Below are 16,961 nucleotides of genomic sequence, written 5' to 3'. Positions count from 1 at the left end.
ATAAAAGAAGGACACGGCAATGCTGCGTCCTTCTTTTGTTTCTCAACCTATTTTTATTTTGTTTCCAACCGCTGCCGCCATTTGCTGCTAATAATATCTATCACCGTTACTACAACTAACAGCACTAACATCATTGTTGTTGCTTTATTGTACTCAAAAGACCTGATATAATTGACTAATTCAAAGCCAATGCCGCCAGCGCCCACTACTCCCAACACCGAAGCCGCCCGAATGTTGTACTCGAACATCCACAGCGTGTAACCGAGGGCTAGCGGCAATACCTGCGGGAAAATTCCGTATTGCGCCACTTGCAGCCAAGATGCACCGACTACTTCTAACGATTCGACCGATCGCGCTTCCACAGATTCGATCGCCTCCTGATAAAATTTAGCAAGATAGCCGATCGTATAAATTGCCAGCGCCAAAGTACCGGCCGGCGCGCCCAAACCAGTCGCCGATACAAACAGCAATCCCAGCACAATTGAAGGCACTGAACGCACGGCATTTTGCAATAAATTAGCCAACCAGCGCAACCACTTTGGTGCTATGTTGCGGGCGCTACAAATCGCAATTGGGATGGACAAAATTGCTCCGAATGTCGTTCCCCACAATGACATTTGAACTGTTTCGATTAAAGCTTTAATTGCTACGTCAATTATTTCGAGATTTGGCGGCCACAAGCGCGAGATAAAATCTGTCATGTAAGGCCAACTGTTGGTCAGGGTTTCTGCGTCAATTTCTAGTCCCCGCAGCGCCCAACCGTAAAGTAAAATTAAGCCTGCTGCAATACTGATATTTTTGAGCCAGCCGTAATTTTTAGATAAATTATATGAGTTTTTTTCGGTCATTTGCGTTGATTTTTATTTTTTTTTAAATGAACCGCAGAGGGCGCAGAGGGCACAGAGGAAGAGTTGAGAATAGAGGGGTTTAGACTGCTAGTTTGGGAGGTGTTAGTTGGCTGAATTTGTCGGACAGGTTATGGCATTTGCCATCATAGACTATTTGACCGGCATCTAGGACGATCGCCCTTTCTGAAAAAGTGCTGGCCATTCCTAAATCGTGCAATACTACAACTACGGTCATTCCTTGTTTTTGGTGCAGTTGGGCGAGGATTTCCATTACTTGTTGGGCGGCGATTACGTCTAATCCGCTGGTGGGTTCGTCGGCGAGTAAAATCTGGGGGGATTGGATTAAGGCGCGGGCGATGGCGACTCTTTGCTGTTGTCCGCCGCTGAGCAGTCCGGTTTTTTGATATGCTAGGTCTTTGAGTCCGAAGTCTGTTAGTAGGTCAAATGCTCGATCGCGCTGCTGTTTCGGAAAACCCCACAAAGTCTCCCAAGTATTCAAATTTCCCAAGCAACCACAAAGCACATTGTCGATCGCCGCTGACTGTTTTACCAACCCGCCGCCTTGAAAAATCAAGCCAATATCGCGCCGAATTCGCCTCAGAGTGCGCGGAGTTATGATTGTATCGTTAATCCGAATTTCTCCTGTTTTGACGGGGACTAATCCGACAAATGAACGGAGAAGTGTAGATTTTCCAGCACCGTTTAAGCCGAGAAGCGCTACAAATTCGCCTTGTTTTATTTCGCAATCTATTCCGTTCAAAATCGGGCGGTTTAGGGCGGTTGAATAAGCTGTTTTTAATTGGCTGCATTCGATAGTCATAAGAAGAAGTTCGGCAACGAGCAATGTACGGGATGTAACGGATGTAACGGATGTAAGTCCGACGGAAGAAGGAAGAAGGAAGAAGGAAGAAGGAAGAAGGAAGAAGGAAGAAGGAAGAAAAAATTTTAGCTATTTATATTAATTTTTAATTGGGCGTGTTAATTTGGTAACTATTTGTCGATCAACTTTGCCATTAATATATAGCCTTTCTCAAAAAAGTGAGGTATGCCCAATGCCCAATCCCTCCGCTTCGCGCTCGCCCAATGCCCAATCCCTCCGCTTCGCGCTCGCCCAATGCCCTGCGCGGGCCAATGCCTTATATGAGAGCACATAAAGGCTATACTGTCTCCTCGATGGGTAACAATAAAATCGGTTCGTAGTGAGGACTTTAGTCCTTCTTTTTTTGCGAACTGAAGCCTTCACTGCGAACCTTTACTCTCGCTACGAACCTTGATTTTATGGTTCGAGTTTGGCGCGCACCAAAGCTTGGCGCAAGGTTGCTAAATGGCGCGTATGATCGACTTTTACTAATTTCTGAGAATTGTACAAACTGCGGAACAATTGATTGTTTGCAGGTTCGTTCATTTTCATGAAAGCATTAATCAGTTTTTCCCGCATCGGTGCAGGAACGCGATCGTCAATCACAATTCCGTGGGCTGGCACTCCGGGAACTTGTTGCAAAACTCGCAATTTCTTGCCTTCTTCCGCTGTAATCCAAGGCGGCAGCAAAGCATATTCCGAGACAACTCCGACATCTGCTTGACCTCTTAAAACAGATTGCAAAGCGCTGCTGTAGCCGTCACCATAGGTGACATTTCCGAAAAAGCTCTCCAGTCTATCCGGCCCTGAAACTAATCCTTGACCCACCAATGCTGAGATTGGGAAAATGAATCCCGAACCGGAAGTTCGAGAGGTGAAAGCCATTTTTTTGCCTTTCAATTGTTCGAGGGTTTGCTTTGCTGAACCTTTGGGGCGCAGGGGACTGTCTTGGCGCACTACGAACACTGAATCGTATGTATTTCCGCCGGAATAATCGCTGCGAACTTCTGCTAAATACATCCGCGCTTTGGCTAATTGTTCTGCTTTTAATGCCGCGCGCCCTGCTACAAATGCCACGTCGGCTCTGTTGGCCCTCAATGCTTCTACGGCGGCGGTTTCGTCGCCGATGACTGCATCGACTGGCATTCCTATTTCTTTGGAAAGTATTTGCGCTACTTGATTGGCTTTATTTTGCAAGTCTGTAGCATCTCTGCGGTTGGCAAATACGATTCTAATGCGATTTATCGGAGCTTGTGCTCTTAAATCTCGCTCGCCCTGCTGCGTTTTTTGGGCGATCGCCTTTTGCCCGATTCCCACTGCATTCGCCGTCAAAGCCCCCAACAGCAACAATCCGGCGCTAGCGCTTGCTATCACTTTAAACTTTGGATTCATTAATCGTTCTCCTATGCAACCGCAACTACTTGATAATTTATGGCAATAATCTTCATGTTATTCTACAGCTCTTTTCGTAATGAGTTGCAATAGTTAAATAATAATTTGTGATATGTAATATCATTAAAAGTGATATGACTCTGACTCAATTTGTGGTATAATCTCGCACTAGCACCAGGCGCAGAAAAAATATCACAGCCAACCTTGGTGATAAAAATCCCTTTCCCGTCAGTTTTGCCGATGTGGAGGCGGCAGCAAAGCGCTTGCAGGGCAAAGCTTTCAAGACTCTGGTGCTGACTTGGGGAACTCTCGCCAAACAGACTAATTGTCAAGTATTTTTCAAGTGCGAGAATTTGGGGCCCAGGGTTCGTTTTAATTTCGCGGTTTTCTGTCGGGATGCGCGGATACAATTGCTGGCGGCGCGCGCCGTCTTTAGGAAAATTGACTTTTCGGTACTGCTTGTGTAGAAGATATCCCAACTGTTGTGAAGGCGGAAATTCGCTAAATAAATAATGTTTTTTGTCTGACAGAAAATGCAAGAGTTGGGGAATTTGTCAGCGGGGAAATGTGGATAATTAAAATCGATTTTTTACTGTAGTTAAGTCTGCCAATTTGTGCATCCGAAAGTTAGCCATTTCGTAATTGCGAAAGTCCGCTAAGGGTTTAAACCCCTGACGGGCTTTGGGGCGATCGCTAAATATTTGGGAAATACCAAATATTAAGGATTGAGAAATTTGAGCAAAGTCAAGAATTGTCTGATAAAATACTTCCACAGCAAACTTTGATAGAACAGCACAATGTCTTCAGAAACTAACTCAGCGCCTGCACCTACAACGGGTGCAGATGCGATCGATGTTGCGATCGCCTCGGGAATCGACTTTGACGGCACTCCGATTCCGAAAGCAAAATTAGACCTGTACGAGAAAGTAATGGGGTTAGAAGCCGGCAGACAGCGCAGCGGCGTGTCAAACACCATGCGATCGCGCATTGTCCGAATCGGTGTCAAACACCTGCCTCAAGCTGAACTCGATAAAATGCTAACTGCAGCCGACTTTGCACCGCTCAAAGACAAAGAAGTCGTTTTTTATTACGGCGGAAAGTAAAAATCATTTACCCTTTTAGACAGATGAACAGCCCTCCCCGGATCGGTCAAACTTGGGACAAGTCATAGTGGAGAGTAAATTTATGAACACTAACGGCAGTACAGTCATCAGCAATCTCGAATACGATTTGTTAACAGTTTTGCAAAACAAGTCGGAAGCTTTGAAAGCCTACGAAAGTTACATGAAAGACGCTGAAGAAACAGGTTCTCAGCCTTGCGTGCAGCTCTTTCAAAAATTGCAGCAAGCTGACATGGAACACGCACAGGAAATTCGGCAGCACCTTCAAGAGGTAATGCAGAAAGGCAAGATGTAAAGCTGTTTTTATCATGTCCGGTTAATTTACGCCTATATTCCTAGGGGCGGATTTCAGCAACAATCTGTAATTCCAATCCAGAATATCGAAAAATCTGCCCGCAGCAAAAAGTCGGTTCCGGCACTTCAACGGACATGATATAATTCCTAACTCGCAAGTCGCGATACCAATTCTTAAAATTTGAGGTACGGGTAGGGACTTAAGCAAAGCTTAAGTCCTTACAAATATATTCCTAAACGATCCTAAATCTCAGGTTTTAAACCTCGTTCCATCAGTGACAAAACAGCTTGTTCAGCAGTAATTTCACCGTTCAGCAAGCGGTAAACTTGACGGGAAACGGGGACTTCTATCTCGCGCCGCACCGCCAAATCAATTAAAACATTAGTAGTATTAACACCCTCAGCAGTGCTCTGCAATTCGTGCAAAATATTCTCTAAAGGCTTACCTTGAGACAATCCGAAGCCAACCCGATAATTGCGCGACAAAGAACTATTGCAAGTAGCGAGTAAATCTCCCAAACCAGACAAACCGTAAAAAGTTTCGGCGCGAGCTCCCAAACGAACTCCCACCCGAATCATTTCTGGCAAAGCGCGAGTCAGCAAAGCAGATTTAGCATTAGTTCCTAATTGTAAACCGTCGCAAACACCAGCGGCGATCGCAAAAACATTCTTCAGCGTTCCACCTAACTCAGTCCCCAGGGGATCTTGATTGACATAAACGCGAAAAATATCCGAACTGTAAATATTTTGTACTTGCTTCGCCGCCGCTAAATCCACACTCGCCGCCACCGTTGCAGCCGGTAATCCCTGCTGAATTTCTTCGGAAAGATTGGGCCCGGAAAGTACGACTATGGGATTGTTAGGAAAAGCATTTTGCCAAATTTGAGACGGAGTGCGCGTCGTGGCGGGGTCTAAACCTTTGGTGACAGTAACTATAATTGTACTCGGATTTAAGTTTAAGGCAAGCAGGCGATCGACTGTTTCCCCAACTCCTTTCATCGAAACTGCCGAAATCACCACATCGGCGCCAGCTATCACTGATTCTAGACTAACAGAAGTGCGGCGCGACCACAAATTAACGCGATCGCCATTTTTGCTTCCGAGATTTGCCAGTGCTGAACCCCATACACCCCCGCCTAATATTGTCAAATTCACCATAAAATTTATTGATAAGGAAGAAGGAAGTTCGGCAGCGGATTATGTAACGGATGTAACGGATGTAACGGATGTAACGGATGTAAGTCCGATGTCCGTCGGAAGAAGGAAGAAGGAAGAAGGAAGAAGGAAGATGGAAGAGGGAAGAGGGAAGAAGGAAGAGGTCCGAGGGAAGAAGGAAGAAGGAATACCCAGTAAGCTTTTTCGCAAGCCGTATTTTAGGTTTAACTTGGTAGATTTACTTATTTAGATAGACGAAAACGCAGAATAACGCATATCAACTATACATGATTTAGCATTCATCCGCGTTAATCGGCGTTATTCTGCGGTGAAAAACTTACAGAATAATCTTCTCTATTCCTTCTTCCTGATGACGTTGGACGGAAATATCGGGGAGGACAGCACTAATGACTAATGACTAATGACTAATGACTAATGACTTCTTCCTTCTTCCCTCTTCCGACGGACATCGGACTTACATCCGTTACATCCGTTACATCCGTTACATAATCCGCTGCCGAACTTCCCTCTTCCTTCCCCTACAAACGCGGCCGCAATCCGTAATGACGGTAACGCCAATAATCTTGTAAAATGATCTCGTGATCGAAACACAATTGTGCAGGAATCTGCCAAGATTCAAAAATTTGTAAATTTTTAGCATCGTCGGCAGCTTGAGGTTGGCCCGTTGCCACAGCCAAGAATACAATACTAATAGTATGCTGGCGCGCGTCGCGATTCGGGTCAGAATAAACGTAGAATTGCTCGATCAATTCTACATTCAAACTCGTTTCTTCTAAAGCTTCGCGTTTGGCGGCCGTTTCTACCGATTCCCCGTAATCGACAAAGCCGCCGGGAATCGCCCAGCCGTAGGGAATGTGGAGACGTTCTATCAAAACTATTGGTCGGTGCGGGCGATCGGTCAATTCAATGATAATATCAACTGTAGGAGCGGGATTTCGGTAATTCATTTTGTTGGGAATTGGGAATGGGGCATGGGGAATGGGGAATCGGGCATCGGCCAAACAGGTCATTGGGCATTGGGTATTAATGATTTTATATGTAACAAATAACAAATAACAAGTAACAAATAACAAGTAACAAATAACAAGTAGCAAATAACAAGTAACCGTCAACCGTCAATCGTCAACTAACATTATGCCTAAGTGGCTGGGAAAATTTTTAGGTATCGGTACGGGTGCAATCCTCATACTAGGTGCGACTGGATACTGGTACGTTTTTATTGCCGGAGCACCTCAGTTAGACCCTCCGAAAGTAATAGTAGATGCCAACTTAGATTTTGAGCTCAAAACATATAAAAGTGCAGCTATGAATTCAGAGCGCACCTACGGCTTAATTTTACCGCCTGGGTACGCAAAAAATTCCAAACAGCGCTATCCAGTGATTTTTTTGCTGCATGGCGGGCACGGAGACGCGCGCGCTTATCAAGACAAAGCTGCTGTTACTTCTGTACTTCACGATTTATATAAAACCAAAAGATTGCCGCCGTCAATTATCATTACTCCTGACGGAAACGACAAGCGGGGTACGAGTCCTTTGTGGGATCCGCAATATTTTGACGGGCCCAATGGTCGGGTTGGAACTGCGATCGGCTCCGAGTTGGTTCAAATCGTCAAATCGCGCTACAGAACGCAGCAAGACCCCAAATTTTGGGCAATGGGAGGACAATCTTCGGGGGGTTGGGGAGCTTTTAATATTGGTTTGCGCTACTTGAATAATTTTAATATTCTGTTCAGCCACAGCGGTTATTTTACCGATCAAAGTGGCAAGGCTAACAGTCCTAAATATTTAGTGGAAAAAATTTCTGTTAAAGATAAACAGCGATTGCGCGCTTATTTGGATGCTGGGGAAGAAGACAAGGAATTTCTAATTTCTACGCAACAGTTTCACGAAGAATTAAACCGTTTGAATGTTGCTAACGAATTTAATAAATTTCCGGGCGGACACGGGATTGTTGGCCCTGATGTCGGTTGGAATTATTGGCACAAACATTTAGCCGATTCATTGAGTTATGTGGGAAAACAGTTTAAAATATCACTGGTCGCACAGAAAAATTAGAAATGTGAATTGTTTCATTCAAAAAAGCTATAATTTGACTTTGGTTTGTATTGTTTTTAACTGGATTGGTAGGAGTGAACGTAGGGTGCGCCACCAAGAACAACTTTCGCCCCGCAACGCCAGATTCAAGGAGCGACGCACCCTACAACCTATAACTTAAGTAAACCGTAGTAACTTAAGATCCTCCTACAGTTTTCTCTCCTGTAAGTTCGGAGATCAAAGTCTTAGCCCCCATTAGTAAGGGGGGGTTGGGGGGTAAGATCTAGCGCTATTTTATGAAATTGGTATAACGCTCACTCCGCGCTAACAGCCAAACCAGAAACCACAGGGGCGATCGCATTTAATTTCAATATAGGATGCTCCCCTTCCACCTGCCGGCAATTCCAGTCATTTCTAAACAGCAAAACTGGCCTTCCCCAAGTATCTTTCACCGTCACCGTATTAAACAACCGTCCAACCTTAGCCAGTGCATCCCAACCGCCGTCAACCCAACGAGCTACACTGTAAGGCAACATCTCGATCGTCGTTTCCACATTGTATTCCGACTGCATTCTGAACTGCACCACCTCAAATTGCAACTGTCCTACTGCTGCCAAAATTGGTTCGCGTTTCGACTCGTCAGCCGAATACATAATTTGTACTGCGCCCTCTTCCTGCAACTCGGAAACACCTTTGCGGAACTGCTTAAATTTAGAAGGATTGGGATTTCTCAAAACAGCAAAAAGTTCCGGTGAAAAACAGGGAATTCCTTCATATTCCAGTTTTTGCCCGGTGTAAATAGTATCGCCGATCGCAAAAACCCCCGGATTGTTCAAACCGATCACATCGCCCGGATACGCAACTTCGATCGACTCCCGATCCTGAGCAAATAACTTTTGAGGTCTTGACAAACGCACTGTTTTACCCGTGCGAGCGTGAGTCACGTTCATGTCCTTTTCAAACTTGCCCGTACAAACCCGAATAAACGCTACGCGATCGCGGTGTCTCGGATCCATATTTGCTTGCAATTTAAACACAAACCCGGTGAAATCTTCGTAAGTTGGCGGAAGTTCCCCGACGCTGCTGTTGCGGGCGATCGGCTTCATCGCGTAATCTAAAAACGCATCCAAAAACAGTTCTACCCCAAAATTGCTCATCGCGCTGCCAAAGAAAACCGGAGTCATTTTCCCAGCCCGAACCAAATCTAAATCCAGTTCCGTTCCCAACTCATCCAGCAGTTCCAACTCTTCTTTAAGCTGATAGTAAAGGTCTTGTTCCAACAAATCCTCAATGCGCGGATCGCCCAATTCAATGACGGTATCAACTGCCGCGCGAGAACCGTGTTGACTGCGCTCGAACAAGTGAATTTTGCGCCCTCTGCGGTCAAAAACACCCTTAAAGCGATCGCCCGTACCGATCGGCCAATTTACCGGATAAGTCTGTAAGCCCAATTCCTTCTCAATTTCGTCCAACAAATCCAAAGGATCTCTGCTAGGGCGATCGAGCTTATTAAAGAAAGTAAAAATAGGCAGACGTCGCAACTTACAAACTTCAAATAACTTGCGAGTTTGCGGTTCCAAACCCTTAGCAGCATCCTCAAGCATCACCGCATTGTCAGCCGCCGCCAGAGTTCGATAAGTATCTTCGCTAAAATCTTGGTGTCCCGGAGTATCGAGCAGATTAATGTGATAATTTTTATACTCAAACTGCAAAACAGTAGAAGTAATCGAAATTCCCCGCTGCTGTTCCATCGCCATCCAGTCAGATGTAGCGTGTCGCTGGGCCCGCCGCGCTTTCACAGAACCTGCTTCGTGAATTGCACCTCCGTAAAGCAGCAGCTTTTCTGTCAAAGTAGTTTTACCCGCATCAGGGTGCGAGATAATGGCAAAGTTGCGCCGGCGCTCTACAGCAGTTAGCAGTTCAGTTTCGAGTTCTGTTGTCATCACAAAGTAAGTAGGGGAATCATCACCCGATCGCCATTATAGCCTGTGCTAGAGTTGCTATAGAAGGTAAAATTATCAGTAAAGTCAAGGAAATACAAGTAATATGTACGACTCCGACAAGCGCAAGCTGCTATCACTCGTGTGTCACGGGGCAATTTTTTTCAGCACGTTACTGTTCTCGATCGGAGCGCCGATCGCAGTATTGTTAGTATCAGATGACCCCGTTGTCAAAGAAAACGCCACAGAATCGATCAATTTTCACCTGAATGTATGGTTGTACGGTCTGATTTTGGTTCCACTATCTTTTGTGACACTTGGCTTAGCAGGCTTGATAGGTTTCGCAATTCATTGGGGACTAACAATCATGGCCATCCTCCACATTTTGCAAAATCCCAACCAACCTTACCGCTATCCTTTTATTTTCCGCATAGTTTAGACAGCAAATCGCGCTTCACCATCGATTTAAATAACCCGGTTTTTTTCAGAAACCGGGTTTTTAATTGTTTGCTAAAAGAAGGAAGAAGGAAGTTCGGCAACGAGCAATGTACGGGATGTAACGGATGTAACGGATGTAACGGATGTAATATCAAATCCTCTCTTCATCGGAATGATTCAGATATATATTCTCGGACTCTGTGTACTCTGTGTACTAATAAGGTTAAATCACCTGACGATGCAAGCGGAAACGATATAAGTCCGTCGGAAGAAGGAAGCAGAAATAAAGAAGAATGAATAAGGAATAAGGAAGATTTGTACGGGCGGGTTTAGCCAACAACTTATGATACAAATCAGTATATAATCCAAACCAGCCCTCATTCTTTCATGGTGCTTTACAAAACAGAAATTGTGCCAAATTCCCAATTTCTAATTTCCAATTCCCAATCCCAATAAAAACTGACTACTAAGAGGGCGGGCACGCACCATCCACCGCCCCTACCAACTAACAACTGACTACTAACAACTAACAACTAACAACTGATAGCTAACTACTGACTGATTCCCAAACTTCATCGCATTTCAGCAACTCTAGCAGTCTCTGGCGGCAAAATCACCTCTTTAGCATTCAACTTTAGATTCAATTCGCGAATCCGGCGCGACAGCAAGCGAATAATATTAACAGCAATTCCCGGCGTTTCATCGATCGCATCATAAAGCTGCATTTGAGTCAGCATCAAACACTCCGATTGTTCCAGAGTAGAAATAGAAGCCGATCGAGGTTCCGCATCAAACAGCGACATTTCCCCAAAACAAGCCCCCGCCTTCAACTGTGCCAAATCGCGATCGCCTATATGCACCCGCACCGTTCCCGATACCAAAATATAGAGCGATCGACCTTCCTGTCCTTCTGTAAAAATCCTGTGCTTGGAAGGGAACGAAAGTTCATCCATTACCGATGCTAGACGCACAAGAAAATCATCTCGCAGTTCCTTAAAGATCGGAACTTCCCTGACAAACAATAGGCGTTCGACGCTAGTTAGCATAATGCGATGCAGTGATTGATTTAAACTTAAACAGGGTAAGGGGGAATAAAAACTGTTAACTGTTGGCTGTTGGCTGTTGACTGTTGACTGTTGGCTGTTGGCTGTTGGCTGACAACTAAAAACTGACAACTAACAACTAATAGGGCGAGCACAGAGACACCGCCCCTAGTAACTAACAACTGAGGGCACGCACGCACCATCCATCGCCCCTACCAACTAACAACTAACAACTAACAACTAACTAATGTTACCTTTTCCCCCCAACACCTAACTCTGCCATCATCTCTTCAACTTGAGCGAATACCAAACGATCGGGGTCATTTTGCAGCCTCGGTAACAATTCGAGCAAAGCTCGCGGCGAAGCTATTTTCAAATAGGCTAACACTGCTTCGCGAACAAAACCCGTCGGGTGTTGCAGACACACGAGAGTTTGTTGAGCCGTCAGACTCCAGCGCGCCTCCTTCGCCAAGTGAAAGCAGCAAGCCAAGGCCCAATCCGAAAGGAAGTGGCGCAATTCTAGCAAGCGGCGCAAACGATCGCTAGGAGTTAGAGGTTTGTAAACCATCAATTCAGAGAGATTGGTCAACTTTTCTCTTTCCGAGTGCTGATCCAACAAATTGATCAGCGATCGCTTCCTAACTATATCCACAGTATTGTCAAGAATTTCCAATCCCCTAGCCACCAGAGAAGGTTGGCCAGAAGCGATGTTGAAAGCAGCAGCTTGTACCGTGTCCAGCGGATAAAGAAACTTCATCAACAAAAAACACCGATCCTTAGCATCAGCTTCCAACCCCGCCAAAGCTCGCTGCAACAATTGAGCCGTATCGTTCGCAGGTACCTCGGCGCTGTTAGGATCTCGATCGGAAAAATTGTCATAGGTCGTTACCCCAGACAAATCTACCAGACCCGCATAAATTTGACCGATAAACATCAACTCCTGTTCGATGAGAGTTTCCAAGCCGCTGCGGCCGATGCGGTCTAGAACCCCTTCTATCCCCGCTTCCGAAGGCATTTTCAACAGGATGCGAAGGATGTTGCGCCTCGTAGTTCCCCAAGCCGTCATCAAATTGCTGACCAAAATGTCGATCGCCTCAACAGTCCCAATTTGACCCAAAGCCGTCCAAGCTTGCAACCTGACCAAATCCGGCTTGTGGATATCTTCCGCCAAGTACACCAGCAAAGGAATCGCATCGTTGTGAAGTTTGACTATAGCCTGCAAAGCCGCTTCCCTAGTCGATTTGTAACCTAGTCCCCGCAGCAGCGAAGGATAATATTCTTCCGAATGAGTAGACGAAATCACGTCTAACAGAGCGCAGCGAACTCGCAGAGATTCATCTTGCAAAAGATTGGGGATGTACAGCCGCAGTCCTTGCAAATAATCAGCCTCTCCCAGAGCCCGCGTCCCCATCACCCGTTCTCGTTCCAGCTTGTGCGTCAGCATTTGGCGCAGCGTGTTGGTAGCCTCTGCTTTTTGCTGGCGATCGCCCCTTCTCATAATTAAAGCAGCCGCCGTACCCCGCACCACCGGATCGACATTCTGCTGCAAATAAGGCCGCAAACTGTCAATATTCGGTTCAGCCTCCGTCAGCCAGATGTAGCGCAAAGCCAAAGCCAGCACCTCCGGCGGCAATGGTTGTTGCGAGAGTGCGCGGACAAATTCTAAATATGCGGGGTTCGGGTGTTGCAGCATAGTTTCCAAGCTCTGGCGCTGCAAAAGTGGCGAAAGCGAATCCAGAATAGGTGCGAGAACTTCTCCGACATTTTTGGGGTCAATTTGCGTCAGCAATTCTATACAAGAGCGCTTTTCATCTTCGCCCCCCGGCTGTTCTAGAGTTTCCACCACTGCGCGCTTGAGAGCTTTGAGGTCAACATCTGTCACGCCCAAGCGCCCGCGTTCGGCACTTTTGACCAACAGCCCTACGTATTGAGAGCGGATCAGCCACACCACAAATACCCACACCAGCGCCAAAACTACGATCGTACCGATGAATACCAAGCTTTGCAGGTCGTGAAATGCGCTTTCGGTTTCGTGGGGGAGTATCTTGTCTGTCACCCACAGCATCCCCAGGATAACTACTCCTGTAGCTCCGCAGGACAAAGGTTCGCCCACACCGTTGACCAGAGTTTGAATGCCCGATCGAATATTGTCAGGAATCGGTTGAAATAAAACCGGACTCACAGTTTCCAACAGCGTGTAGTGCAGCAGTTCGTCTAAAAATCTCAGCAATATCAGCCCGATAAACACAGATACTAGCTGGCCCAGAGATGCTCCTAAAGTCAGCACCCCGAGGATAGCGATACCCGCCGGCAAAATCATCGCCGTCACGAATACACCGATTCGTTCTACCAAGCGGCTGGAAGCAAACCACTGAGTAGCCACTTGAAACAGACCTTGTATACCTTCGTAAATGCCCAGGAAGCTAGCGATCCAGCTAGCTCCGCTCGCTCCATCCCCCGGGTTTTTGTATTCTAGCTGGCTGTAGAATTGGAAATCTACCAAAACGTAGAGGACTTCTGCCAGGACGAAGAAACTGACTAGAGGTATCGCGTATTTTTGCAGCGGCCCAGTAACTTTACGGGCGGCAAATTCTTGTTGGTCGTCTTCGTCGTCGTCATCTGTCCAGCGAGCGGTTTCTGGGAATGCTTGACTGTATTTTTCCGTGAGGTAGTACAGCAGCACCGAGCCTGTCGCCACCATCAACCCGGATATCAGCGTCACGTTTTTGAGTTTGACTACGTACAGCAAGAGTGGCAGAGAAAATCCGCTGACTACTCCAGCTACTAGATAGCCGCTGCTGACTAACGGATAGGTGCGCTTGATTTCTCGAATGTTAAAAAGTTGATTGGAAGTGATAGAAGTATTGAGGTCGTTGAGGACATAGCAAGCTTCCACCCACAGCCACATCAAAAAAATAGTAATAAAAGCGATGCTGATGCCAGCTATCTTAGTATTTTCGTAGCCGATGCCGAATCGAAACAAAAATAGCGGTACCGACATCATTGCCATCACAACTACGACGGTGCGCCTCAGCGGCAGGATTTTTTGCATCCACGAGTAGACAAAGCCCAGACTCGAACCGATAAAGGCGCTGGCTATGTAAATCCAGGGCAGTTTTTCTGCACCGAATTCGTCTAAGAACAAACCTACCGTGCTCAATTCCAGCCAGATCAGCCCGACGGAGGTTAGAGTGTAGACGAGGAACATCAGTAAGGTTCGCTCTAATTCTTCCGATCGCAAGTTGAGCGATCGCAGCACTCCCTGTCTTGCTCTGGCGATCGCGCTGATTTGAAAATTTTCCATTTCTGGTGCGTTAATATTTCGATTTTAGATTTTAGATTTACTTGCGGCTCGGTGAATGTGAGAGCGAGTACAGGAGTCTAAAATTTTTGTTTTGGCGCGTCCGCGACTCCTGTGGCAAACTTCTATCGGTTTTGGGGCGGAGCGATTAATCCACCGTCACCAATCTTTGACTCTTGACTGATGACTGGACTTTTGCTCTCAGATCCTGTCCGATCGATTTGTGTCACAAAAACGGTTCGCGCGTGCGTCAGTCAGTGTCCGCTATTGGGTTGCCTCAGTCAGTGTCCGCACGCGCGAACCAATCTTATGTTTGTAAATCGACCGGACACGAGAGCCAAGCTTGTAAAGAGCAGGCTCGATGCCTGCTGAACAATGGCATAGGTCTACTGATGACCGATCGCCCTATTACTGTTTTTTGGGAGACAGCAGCATCATCATACTGCGCCCTTCCTTTTTCGGGGCTTGCTGCACTTCGGCGATTTCCTGCAAATCTGTGGCCATGCGCTTGAGCAAGTCCTCTGCTAGGTTGCTGTGTTGGATTTCCCGACCTCTGAACATGATCGTGGCTTTTACTTTATCTCCAGATTTGATAAAGCGGTCTGCTAGCTTGAGGCGCACTTGGTAGTCGTGTTCTTCAATTTTGTAGCGCATCTTCACTTCCTTGACATCGGCAGTGTGCTGCTTCCGCTTGGCTTCTCGCGCTTTCTTTTCCTGCTCGAACTTGTACTTCCCGTAGTCCATTACCCGGCATACGGGCGGGTCAGCTTTGTCGCTGACAAGTACCAGGTCGAGTTCTTTTTCTTCTGCCAGACGGAGCGCTTCTGCGGGTGTCAATATCCCTAGTTGGCCGCCGTCGGTATCGATCACCCGGATTGTGGGGTATCGAATGTTTTCGTTGATCTGGGGTAGGTTGCGATTTTGTCTTCTTTCAATCACAGGCATGAATGTTTTTACAAGCAGTAGTTTAATAGCGAAGTTTCTTGATAGTTACAGGCTTGACCGGTCAATATTTCACTTTTTCCGATCGAGCTATTTGGCAAGCTGTTACCCTTACCGGACGTACTACCGCGCCCTGTATGCCTTCAGCTTCATCGTTAGGGCATACTTGAACCGAATCGTAAATGAATTCTTACAATACTTGCTATTCTACTCACTCTCGCTGAGTTTCGGCGTAGTTTTATTTTAACTTCATACTATATCGTCCGTTCCCATACCAGATTGAGCGCCAAACCGTAAAAAATGCCCGGTAAATCCTTAAGGATGAGGTAAAACGGCTTTTTTGACCCCGCCGTAACGGGTGTTGCCAGTCCCCAATTCCCCTGATTTGCCTTGTACAATAGGTATAACCAAGTGTAAATTTATGTTGCGAGCTGAGGCAAAATTGACAAATTCTCTACACTGGCACCAACGGGTGGGCACTCAACGAGACTGGGTGTGGCGGGGTTGGCAAACTCGATACACTTATTTGCGGCCGGCTTTGGGGCGAAATCCACGGGCGATCGAATTTCAAGACTCTGCTGCCGAACCCATCGCCTCCACCACATCGAGAACACCGATTATTTTACTGCACGGGTTTGGAGCTTCGATCGGCCACTGGCGGCAAAATCTCGCTCCACTAGCCGAAAATCACACGGTTTACGCCTTAGATTTGTTGGGTTTTGGCGCTTCCCAAAAAGCTCCCATCGACTACGACGTGTCTTTGTGGGTCGATCAAGTTTACGATTTTTGGCTGACTTTTATCAGAGAACCGGTCATATTGGCAGGAAATTCGATCGGCTCGCTGATTTGTCTTGCCGCGGCGGCCGCTCACCCGGACATGGTGGCCGGCACGGTGGCGATCAGCCTCCCAGACCCATCTGTGCGAGCCGAGGCGGTGCCCGGATGGCTGTTACCGGCGATCGAATCTATCGAAAATTTATTTGTTTCTCCGATCGTACTCAGGCCTTTGTTTTCGATCGCCCGCAAGCCTGCCATCGTCCGTCGCTGGGTTGCCTTTGCCTACGCCAACCCCGGAGCTGTTAGCGACGAATTAGTTGAAATTCTAGCAGGGCCTGCGGGCGATCGGGGAGCAGCCCGCGCCTTCTGTGCTTTATTTAAAGCTGTAGGTAGTGCAAAATGCGGCCCTGGTGTCAAGACTGTGTTGCGAAATTTAACAATCCCGATGCTGTTAATTTGGGGCAAACAAGACCGGATGATTCCGCCTCGCTTCGCCAAACCCCACCAATTTGTCGAATGCAATCCGAGTTGTGTAGAGCTAGTTGAATTAGATAATGCCGGCCACTGTCCCCAGGATGAATGCCCGGAACAAGTAAATCAAGCAATTTTGGATTGGATGGGCCGGAATTTTGCCGCCCGTGGCGATCGATCTTTGCAACACAGTTAATTTAGATAGGGGGCGGTGCGTTGCTAATTAACCAACATTATTTGCAGGTATCGATATCCTGGATCGAGAATCAGCTTGTCACAAGTCGATCGCACCCGGTGAAATGACTTTACCAAAAAACTGGGTCTA

19 protein-coding genes are annotated in these 16,961 nt (G+C 46.7%); 8 read left to right on the top strand and 11 right to left on the bottom strand.

Translation table 11 applies throughout. The features are described from left to right. Nucleotides 1-53 precede the first annotated feature (53 nt). Nucleotides 54-848, bottom strand: coding sequence for a phosphonate ABC transporter, permease protein PhnE (phnE, locus tag AACV78_RS14130; RefSeq protein WP_194008557.1), 795 nt, complete (start codon nt 846-848; stop codon nt 54-56). Between the two features lie 79 nt (nt 849-927). Further along, on the bottom strand, nt 928-1,668 hold the full coding sequence (locus tag AACV78_RS14125) for a phosphonate ABC transporter ATP-binding protein (RefSeq protein WP_194008556.1): 741 nt from the start codon (nt 1,666-1,668) through the stop codon (nt 928-930). Between AACV78_RS14125 and AACV78_RS14120 the strand changes: the two genes are divergently transcribed. Continuing rightward, the gene (locus AACV78_RS14120) at nt 1,648-1,797 is read left to right on the top strand and encodes a hypothetical protein (protein ID WP_194008555.1); all 150 of its coding nucleotides are present in this window, start codon (nt 1,648-1,650) and stop codon (nt 1,795-1,797) included. The genes AACV78_RS14125 and AACV78_RS14120 overlap by 21 nt on opposite strands. A 327-nt stretch (nt 1,798-2,124) precedes the next feature. Here AACV78_RS14120 and AACV78_RS14115 read toward each other — a convergent pair whose 3' ends face one another. Continuing rightward, entirely contained in the window at nt 2,125-3,099 is a 975-nt protein-coding gene (locus AACV78_RS14115; protein WP_194008554.1) for a phosphate/phosphite/phosphonate ABC transporter substrate-binding protein, read from the bottom strand. A 575-nt stretch (nt 3,100-3,674) separates the two neighbouring features. Beyond that, entirely contained in the window at nt 3,675-3,872 is a 198-nt protein-coding gene (locus AACV78_RS14110) for a hypothetical protein (RefSeq protein ID WP_194008553.1), read from the bottom strand. 24 nt (nt 3,873-3,896) lie between these two features. Here AACV78_RS14110 and AACV78_RS14105 point away from each other — a divergent pair, with 24 nt between their 5' ends. Further along, the gene (locus AACV78_RS14105; protein ID WP_194008552.1) at nt 3,897-4,202 is read left to right on the top strand and encodes a small RNA NsiR4-regulated ssr1528 family protein; all 306 of its coding nucleotides are present in this window, start codon (nt 3,897-3,899) and stop codon (nt 4,200-4,202) included. An 82-nt stretch (nt 4,203-4,284) separates the two neighbouring features. Then, complete coding sequence (locus AACV78_RS14100; protein WP_194008551.1) at nt 4,285-4,515, top strand: hypothetical protein; 231 nt, start codon at nt 4,285-4,287, stop codon at nt 4,513-4,515. 242 nt (nt 4,516-4,757) lie between these two features. Here the strand turns inward: AACV78_RS14100 and AACV78_RS14095 are convergent, their stop codons facing one another. Further along, the gene (locus AACV78_RS14095) at nt 4,758-5,672 is read right to left on the bottom strand and encodes an NAD(P)H-dependent glycerol-3-phosphate dehydrogenase (RefSeq protein WP_194008550.1); all 915 of its coding nucleotides are present in this window, start codon (nt 5,670-5,672) and stop codon (nt 4,758-4,760) included. Here AACV78_RS14095 and AACV78_RS14090 point away from each other — a divergent pair. Beyond that, nucleotides 5,572-5,919, top strand: a complete 348-nt coding sequence (locus AACV78_RS14090; protein ID WP_194008593.1) for a hypothetical protein — start codon at nt 5,572-5,574, stop codon at nt 5,917-5,919. The two genes, AACV78_RS14095 and AACV78_RS14090, sit on opposite strands and share 101 nt — an antisense overlap. Nucleotides 5,920-6,208: 289 nt before the next feature. Here AACV78_RS14090 and AACV78_RS14085 read toward each other — a convergent pair whose 3' ends face one another. Next, a complete protein-coding gene (locus AACV78_RS14085) occupies nt 6,209-6,637 on the bottom strand; it encodes an NUDIX domain-containing protein (RefSeq protein WP_194008549.1) in 429 nt (142 codons plus the stop codon). A gap of 187 nt (nt 6,638-6,824) precedes the next feature. Here AACV78_RS14085 and AACV78_RS14080 point away from each other — a divergent pair, with 187 nt between their 5' ends. Further along, nucleotides 6,825-7,745 carry an alpha/beta hydrolase gene (locus AACV78_RS14080; protein WP_194008548.1) on the top strand — a complete coding sequence of 307 codons (921 nt, stop codon included), beginning with the start codon at nt 6,825-6,827 and terminating at the stop codon, nt 7,743-7,745. A gap of 293 nt (nt 7,746-8,038) precedes the next feature. Here AACV78_RS14080 and prfC read toward each other — a convergent pair whose 3' ends face one another. Beyond that, nucleotides 8,039-9,667, bottom strand: a complete 1,629-nt coding sequence (gene prfC / locus AACV78_RS14075; RefSeq protein WP_194008547.1) for a peptide chain release factor 3 — start codon at nt 9,665-9,667, stop codon at nt 8,039-8,041. A 103-nt stretch (nt 9,668-9,770) separates the two neighbouring features. On the opposite strand from prfC, the gene AACV78_RS14070 reads away from it, so the two are divergent. Beyond that, the gene (locus AACV78_RS14070; RefSeq protein WP_194008546.1) at nt 9,771-10,103 is read left to right on the top strand and encodes a DUF4870 domain-containing protein; all 333 of its coding nucleotides are present in this window, start codon (nt 9,771-9,773) and stop codon (nt 10,101-10,103) included. A gap of 68 nt (nt 10,104-10,171) precedes the next feature. Continuing rightward, complete coding sequence (locus AACV78_RS14065) at nt 10,172-10,399, top strand: hypothetical protein (RefSeq protein WP_194008545.1); 228 nt, start codon at nt 10,172-10,174, stop codon at nt 10,397-10,399. Between the two features lie 275 nt (nt 10,400-10,674). Here AACV78_RS14065 and AACV78_RS14060 read toward each other — a convergent pair whose 3' ends face one another. From AACV78_RS14060 to infC, 4 genes are all read right to left on the bottom strand, one after another. Further along, a complete protein-coding gene (locus tag AACV78_RS14060) occupies nt 10,675-11,148 on the bottom strand; it encodes a Crp/Fnr family transcriptional regulator (protein ID WP_194008544.1) in 474 nt (157 codons plus the stop codon). A 26-nt stretch (nt 11,149-11,174) separates the two neighbouring features. Continuing rightward, on the bottom strand, nt 11,175-11,348 hold the full coding sequence (locus AACV78_RS14055) for a hypothetical protein (RefSeq protein ID WP_194008543.1): 174 nt from the start codon (nt 11,346-11,348) through the stop codon (nt 11,175-11,177). A gap of 47 nt (nt 11,349-11,395) precedes the next feature. After that, nucleotides 11,396-14,449, bottom strand: a complete 3,054-nt coding sequence (locus AACV78_RS14050; RefSeq protein WP_194008542.1) for a HEAT repeat domain-containing protein — start codon at nt 14,447-14,449, stop codon at nt 11,396-11,398. 405 nt (nt 14,450-14,854) lie between these two features. Continuing rightward, nucleotides 14,855-15,391: a translation initiation factor IF-3 gene (gene infC / locus AACV78_RS14045; RefSeq protein WP_194008541.1), complete on the bottom strand. Its 537-nt coding sequence runs from the start codon at nt 15,389-15,391 to the stop codon at nt 14,855-14,857. Between the two features lie 418 nt (nt 15,392-15,809). Here infC and AACV78_RS14040 point away from each other — a divergent pair, with 418 nt between their 5' ends. Further along, nucleotides 15,810-16,832, top strand: coding sequence for an alpha/beta fold hydrolase (locus tag AACV78_RS14040; RefSeq protein ID WP_194008540.1), 1,023 nt, complete (start codon nt 15,810-15,812; stop codon nt 16,830-16,832). Nucleotides 16,833-16,961: the final 129 nt, after the last annotated feature.

The organism is Tychonema sp. LEGE 07196, assembly GCF_963890365.1.
Taxonomy (GTDB): domain Bacteria; phylum Cyanobacteriota; class Cyanobacteriia; order Cyanobacteriales; family Microcoleaceae; genus Microcoleus.
The sequence above is the reverse complement of the archived record's forward strand: the minus strand, read 5'-3'. Positions and strand labels throughout refer to the sequence as shown.

Excerpts from the sequence above, each read along its gene's own strand:
- AACV78_RS14115 (WP_194008554.1), bottom strand. The coding sequence starts at position 3,099 with ATGAATCCAAAGTTTAAAGTGATAGCAAGCGCTAGCGCCGGATTGTTG.
- AACV78_RS14080 (WP_194008548.1), top strand. The coding sequence starts at position 6,825 with ATGCCTAAGTGGCTGGGAAAATTTTTAGGTATCGGTACGGGTGCAATC.
- AACV78_RS14050 (WP_194008542.1), bottom strand. The coding sequence starts at position 14,449 with ATGGAAAATTTTCAAATCAGCGCGATCGCCAGAGCAAGACAGGGAGTG.
- infC (WP_194008541.1), bottom strand. The coding sequence starts at position 15,391 with ATGCCTGTGATTGAAAGAAGACAAAATCGCAACCTACCCCAGATCAAC.
- prfC (WP_194008547.1), bottom strand. The coding sequence starts at position 9,667 with ATGACAACAGAACTCGAAACTGAACTGCTAACTGCTGTAGAGCGCCGG.
- phnE (WP_194008557.1), bottom strand. The coding sequence starts at position 848 with ATGACCGAAAAAAACTCATATAATTTATCTAAAAATTACGGCTGGCTC.
- AACV78_RS14060 (WP_194008544.1), bottom strand. The coding sequence starts at position 11,148 with ATGCTAACTAGCGTCGAACGCCTATTGTTTGTCAGGGAAGTTCCGATC.
- AACV78_RS14105 (WP_194008552.1), top strand. The coding sequence starts at position 3,897 with ATGTCTTCAGAAACTAACTCAGCGCCTGCACCTACAACGGGTGCAGAT.
- AACV78_RS14070 (WP_194008546.1), top strand. The coding sequence starts at position 9,771 with ATGTACGACTCCGACAAGCGCAAGCTGCTATCACTCGTGTGTCACGGG.
- AACV78_RS14085 (WP_194008549.1), bottom strand. The coding sequence starts at position 6,637 with ATGAATTACCGAAATCCCGCTCCTACAGTTGATATTATCATTGAATTG.
- AACV78_RS14055 (WP_194008543.1), bottom strand. The coding sequence starts at position 11,348 with ATGGTGCGTGCGTGCCCTCAGTTGTTAGTTACTAGGGGCGGTGTCTCT.
- AACV78_RS14100 (WP_194008551.1), top strand. The coding sequence starts at position 4,285 with ATGAACACTAACGGCAGTACAGTCATCAGCAATCTCGAATACGATTTG.
- AACV78_RS14125 (WP_194008556.1), bottom strand. The coding sequence starts at position 1,668 with ATGACTATCGAATGCAGCCAATTAAAAACAGCTTATTCAACCGCCCTA.
- AACV78_RS14040 (WP_194008540.1), top strand. The coding sequence starts at position 15,810 with ATGTTGCGAGCTGAGGCAAAATTGACAAATTCTCTACACTGGCACCAA.
- AACV78_RS14095 (WP_194008550.1), bottom strand. The coding sequence starts at position 5,672 with ATGGTGAATTTGACAATATTAGGCGGGGGTGTATGGGGTTCAGCACTG.